4 protein-coding genes, 1 tRNA gene and 1 pseudogene are annotated in these 5,502 nt (G+C 67.1%); 5 read left to right on the forward strand and 1 reads right to left on the reverse strand.

All coding sequences use genetic code 11. The features are described 5' to 3' along the window. Positions 1-33: 33 nt before the first annotated feature. Positions 34-114: transfer RNA gene (locus ACFU6K_RS30100), tRNA-Tyr, on the reverse strand. A gap of 219 nt (positions 115-333) precedes the next feature. Between ACFU6K_RS30100 and ACFU6K_RS30105 the strand changes: the two genes are divergently transcribed. From ACFU6K_RS30105 to ACFU6K_RS30125, 5 genes and pseudogenes are all read left to right on the forward strand, one after another. After that, the gene (locus tag ACFU6K_RS30105; RefSeq protein ID WP_380668310.1) at positions 334-822 is read left to right on the forward strand and encodes a YajQ family cyclic di-GMP-binding protein; all 489 of its coding nucleotides are present in this window, start codon (positions 334-336) and stop codon (positions 820-822) included. A 286-nt stretch (positions 823-1,108) separates the two neighbouring features. Then, positions 1,109-1,951: a vWA domain-containing protein gene (locus ACFU6K_RS30110; protein ID WP_380668313.1), complete on the forward strand. Its 843-nt coding sequence runs from the start codon at positions 1,109-1,111 to the stop codon at positions 1,949-1,951. 47 nt (positions 1,952-1,998) lie between these two features. Beyond that, positions 1,999-2,814, forward strand: coding sequence for a hypothetical protein (locus ACFU6K_RS30115; RefSeq protein WP_380668315.1), 816 nt, complete (start codon positions 1,999-2,001; stop codon positions 2,812-2,814). Continuing rightward, positions 2,814-5,003 carry a hypothetical protein gene (locus ACFU6K_RS30120; RefSeq protein WP_380668317.1) on the forward strand — a complete coding sequence of 730 codons (2,190 nt, stop codon included), beginning with the start codon at positions 2,814-2,816 and terminating at the stop codon, positions 5,001-5,003. The genes ACFU6K_RS30115 and ACFU6K_RS30120 overlap by 1 nt, the downstream gene beginning before the upstream one ends. A gap of 62 nt (positions 5,004-5,065) precedes the next feature. Then, positions 5,066-5,502, forward strand: a pseudogene (locus ACFU6K_RS30125) (IS982 family transposase); the annotation flags it as partial.

Consider the following 5,502-nt stretch of genomic DNA (forward strand, 5'->3'; position numbering starts at 1 on the left):
TTTCCGCAGCTCAGAGGCCGTTTCTCTATCCTGTGGCTGGTGCAGGGTTCGAACCTGCGTAGCTTGCGCGACAGATTTACAGTCTGCTCCCTTTGGCCGCTCGGGCAACCAGCCAGGATCTTCGTTTCCCGGGGTGTTCACCCCGTTCGACTTGGTAAACCATACCCGATGCCGGGGGGTGCTCCGCCACTCGATAGATCACGCGACGATCAAGAAACCGCGGGCGCCCGCTACGGGCGGGGCCGGTGTGGCGCTGGATAGGCTGGGGTCGCGGGCGCCCCGGAGGGGCGGACCCGTGCCAGTGAAGCCAGAGCATCAAGGAGACCAATACCCATGGCCGACTCCAGTTTCGACATCGTCTCGAAGGTCGAGTGGCAGGAGGTCGACAACGCGATCAACCAGACCTCCCGCGAGATCGCGACGCGCTTCGACTTCAAGAACGTGGGCGCCGAGATCAGCCGCTCGGGCGAGAAGATCGAGATGAAGGCGAACGGCGAGGAGCGCGTGCGCGCCGTACTCGACATCCTCCAGACCAAGTTCATCAAGCGCGGCCTGTCGCTGAAGGCCCTGGACGCCAACGAGCCCCAGCTGTCCGGCAAGGAGTACAAGATCTTCGCCAACGTCAAGGAGGGCATCACCACGGAGGACGCGAAGAAGGTCGCGAAGATCATCCGTGACGAGGGCCCGAAGGGCGTCAAGGCGCAGGTCCAGGGCGACGAGCTGCGCGTCAGCTCGAAGAGCCGCGACGACCTCCAGGCCGTGCAGGCCCTGCTCAAGGGCAAGGACCTGGACTTCGCGATCCAGTACGTGAACTACCGCTAGTCGGCCCCGCCGACCTGTGGAAACGCAGGCTCCGGGTGGCCACAGGGCACAACGAGGGCACTTCGGCGGGGACAGCCCCGACCGCCGTCCTCGTTGTGTCCTCCCCGTCCCGCCGCGGGTGAACGCGGAGGTGTTCGGCTACAGAGGCTTCCGGCTCCAGAACCCGGTGACTCCATAGCACACCATCCGCTACGATCGGCTTCCCTGGGGGGTCAGGCTTTTCTGCACGTGTTCCTGTGCCGTGCGATTCGGTCCCCCGCCGCGCAAGAGGAGCCGGGTCACCGAGATGCCTTACACCGCCGAAATCAGCCGCACCAACCCCGGCTGCTTCATCTTCCTGGTGGACCAGTCCGCCTCGATGAGCGATCCCATCGGCAGCGGCGAGATGGTCCAGCAACGCGCCCAGGTCGTGTCCGACGCCATCAACCGGCTGCTGACCGAGCTGTCGGTCAAGTGCGCGAAGGAAGAAGGCGTCCGCGACTACTTCCACGTCGCCGTGATCGGCTACGGCCACACCCAGGTCGGCTCCGCCTTCACCGGCGCGCTGGCCGGGCGTGACCTCGTGCCGCTGAGCGAGATCGCGAACAGCCCCGCCCGTCTGGAGAGCCGTACGAAGAAGGTTCCGGACGGCGCCGGCGGTCTCGTCGAAACGACCGTGCAGTTCCCGGTCTGGATGGACCCGGTCACCAACGGCGGCACCCCGATGACCCGGGCCCTCGGCTACGCCGACTCCCTGGTCGCCCGCTGGGTCGACCAGCACCCGGGCGGCTTCCCGCCCATCGTCCTCAACCTGACGGACGGCGAGTCCACCGACGGCGACCCCACGAGCGCGGCCATCGGACTCGCCTCGCACGCCACCGCGGACGGGCCGGTGCTCCTCTTCAACCTGCACGTCTCCGGGGCGAGCGGAACTCCCGTCACCTTCCCCGACAGCGAGAGTGAACTCCCGGATACCTACTCCCGGTTGCTCTTCCACATGTCGAGCGTGCTGCCGAGCCACATGCGTTCCTACGCCGCTTCGCAGGGCCACCGTGTCAGCGAGGCCACGCGCGGTTTCGTCTACAACGCCGACATCACGTCCATCATCGAGTTCCTCGACATCGGTACGCGCGCCACGGAACTGCGCTGAACGGCGTGGGCGCGCACTCAATGCCCCTTGACGTCCAGCACTTCCGCGTGCCCAAGACGGGCAACTCGTTGGAGGAGTGCGAGGACGCCATCGAGGCCTCGTTGTCTTCCGACACCAGTTCGCTCTTCGCCGCCGTGTCCGACGGGGCGTCCGAGAGCCTGCTCGCCGGAGCATGGGCCGGGCAACTGGTGAAGGGCGCGGTCGCATCGATGGTGGCTGCCGATGAGCGGGGGGATCGGCAGGGCGTCCTGTCCGGGGCCTTCGTCGAGGATCTCCTGGCCCACACCGTCGACCAGTGGGACGGGTACCTCTCGACATACCAGGCGGAGCGGGAGGCCAACGGGCGGCCGATCGCCTGGTACGAGCAACCGGGTCTGGAGAAGGGAGCCTTCGCAACGCTGACGGCCGTTCACGTGCAGCCGGCACCTACTGCTCTGGAGGGTTCCGAGGCGGTGCCACGCTGGACCTGGTGCGCCCTCGCCCTCGGCGACAGTTGTCTCTTCCACCTCCGTGACGGCCGCCTGGTCACTTCGTTCCCCATCACGGACGGCCACGGCTTCGGAATCACCCCTCAACTTCTGGGCAGCCGCAACCGGGACGCCACGCTGATCGCCAGCCGGATGTCGACCGCAGCAGGCGAGCTGCGCACGCACGACGAGCTCCTCCTGGCAACCGATGCCCTGGCGGCGTGGCTACTGTCACACCCCGATACCGAATCGGGCGGAGCAGGGACGCAGCTGGGCAGGCTCGCCGATCTGGGCGAGGAGACATTCGCCGACTGGCTCCATCACGAGCGGGCCGAGTCCCGGATGCGCAACGACGACGTAGCCCTCATTCGCGTGCGGGTGAAGACGGAGGGGTGATGGCGGTCTCCCCCGCTGGCGGACCTGTCGCCGGACGCAGATTTCCGACCGGCGCAAACTATGTGGAAGCCCTTCAGAACCCCGCGCTGTGTTTCGAGGACCCGGATCTCAAACACGGTACGGTCCAGCAGAGCCCCGTGCTCGGGCCGAAGGCGATCTCAGGGAACTTCGCGAGCGTCTTCTCCATCACCGCCCCGGGTGGTGAGCGATACGCGTTGAAGTGCTTCACCCGCGACAGCAGCACCCTGGAGGCCCGCTACCAGGCCATCAGCAAGCAACTCGCCGGCCTCAGGCACGCCAAGCTGTCCCAGCCCTGGCCGGTCGGAATCGAGTATCTGCCGCGGGGCGTCCTCGTCGCCGGCCAGTGGTACCCGACCCTGAAGATGGCCTGGGCGGAGGGCACCAATCTGATCACCTGGATCGACCGGAACGTTCGGGACTCGACGGCCATCCTCAGGGTTGCCGAGCAGTTCTCCGCGCTGGTGGCCGACCTGGAGAAGCTCGGCATCGCCCATGGCGACCTCCAGCACGGAAACCTCCTGGTCGCGTCCGACTGCACATTCCGCCTCGTCGACTACGACGGAATGTACGTTCCGGACCTCAAGGGGCAGGGGTCCACGGAGAACGGTCACCGCAACTACCAGTCCCCGAGCCGCACGAGCTCGGACTTCGGCCCCTCGATGGACCGCTTCTCGTCCTGGATCATCCATCTCAGCCTGGTCGCGATTGCCACCGATCCCGACATCTGGGTTCAACTGCACGACGATCAGGGAGAGTTCCTGATTCTGAAGGAGGATGACTTCAAGGAACCGCGGTCCTCGCTGGCCTGGAGCCTGCTGCTGACCCATGCGGACCCGAACCTTCGAGCGCTGGCCGCGCAAACGCACGGCCTACTCACTGCGGGCACCCACGCGGTACCGGCGCTGTCCACAGCCGGTGCGATTCCGACCCAGCGTCCGACTCCTGCGGCAGCCCCCGCGAACGGAACCCCCTCCTGGCTTGCCGGGCACATCCCGCCACCACGCAGCGCCCCGGCGGGAAGCAGCGGGAGTGCCAGCACGATCACCTCCGGGGGCTTCGCGCGTCGCCGGGCGACCGATGTCCTCTCCGGCGTCCTCGCACTGACCGGGTCGGCCGCCCCCGTGGCGCTGACCGCCATCAGCGTGATGCCCGCCGGTTACGGCTATCTGGCCGCTGCCCAGATCGGGGCTCTTCTCGTGTCCGGTGGCGCCCTCCAAGCCACGCGGTCCTCCCGTCCCGAGGTCAAAGCCTCGAAAGCCCGGCTGCGGGCGCTTCAACAGCAGGCGGGAACGATGGAGGACCCGGCGGCAGCAGTGCAGAAGGTCCGCGAGGAGATCGATGCCCTGGCCAAGGTCAGCGCGCACCGGGACGCACAGATCAATCAGCAGATCAAGAACCTCCAGGCCGAACTGCGCGACGAACAGGCCCGGATCACGAGCACGCTCAACAAGGAGACCGGCAGCCTCCGCACGAAATTGAGCACGCTGGCCGCCACGGAGCAGCAGCGGCTGGAAGCCGCGCTGGCGTTCGCGGGCAGGACACACGTCCGGGAAAAACTCGGCCGATCCTCCATCCAAGAGGTCAAGAGGCTCTCCAATATGGGCTCGGGGACAGTCACCGCGCTGGTCGCCGCCGGCATCCGCACGGCCGCCGACTTCACCGGTGTCCGGTATGTACAGAGCAGCCGGTACAACAAGCGCGACGCGTTCCTCATCAGGCCCAACGGCCAGGAGGTCAAGGTTCCGGGCGTTGGCGAAGTCCGGGCCGCCGCACTCGAAAGCTGGCGGACCTCGCTGGAACAACGAGCCCAGAAGTCGGCTCCGACCAGTCTGAGCCAGCAGGAGCGGACGGCGATCCGCCAGCAGTTCGCCGCGCAAAAGAAGCAGCACGAAGCCGACATCGCGCGGGCCGAGAGCGCGGCTTCACTGAAGCGCACTCAGCTCCAGCAGCGCATCACCACCCGCCAGCAGCAGGCCAACACGGAGAAGCAGCAGCACCAGACGGCTACTCAAAACCAGCGCACGTTGCTTATCCAGCAACAAGCCCAACTCGCCAGCGCGAGCGCCGCCCACAATCTGCTGGTCGCCCAGCTCTCCACGGCTGTCGAACAACATCGCCGCGCCTTCGGCCTGCGCCGGTACCTCCGCTTCCTCGCGACGAACCGCTAGATGAGTGAGTCCGATTGCTGGGCTGGCCGCGACCATGACGAAGGGTGCCCGTTGGTTGGTTTGTGAAGACGAACCTGGACACCCTTCTGACGGCACTGTACGTGTTCATCGACGACCATGTGGCCCCGCGTCACCGGATCGGGCGACCTCCGAGGCTCTCGGACGCGGAACTGCTGTGCCTGGCCGTGGCGCAGGTGCTGCTCGGCTTCCCTTCGGCGAGGCACTGGCACCGCTTCGCGAGCAGTCGGCTGCGGCACCTGTTCCCGTACCTGCCGGGGCAGTCCGGCTACAACAAGCGGCTGAACGCGGCCGGCCCGCTCATCCCGCAGGTCGTCGGGGCACTGGCCCGACAGGTGCCGACCTGGCACGACGACCTGCGGCTGATCGACTCCACCCCGCTGCCCTGCGCGGCCTCCCGCGAGACGGTCAAGCGCTCGGCCCTGGCCGGCACCGCCGGATACGGCTACTGCGCCAGTCACTCCCGGTTCTTCTGGGGCCT

It is taken from the genome of Kitasatospora sp. NPDC057512 (genome assembly GCF_042802135.1).
Lineage (GTDB): Bacteria > Actinomycetota > Actinomycetes > Streptomycetales > Streptomycetaceae > Kitasatospora.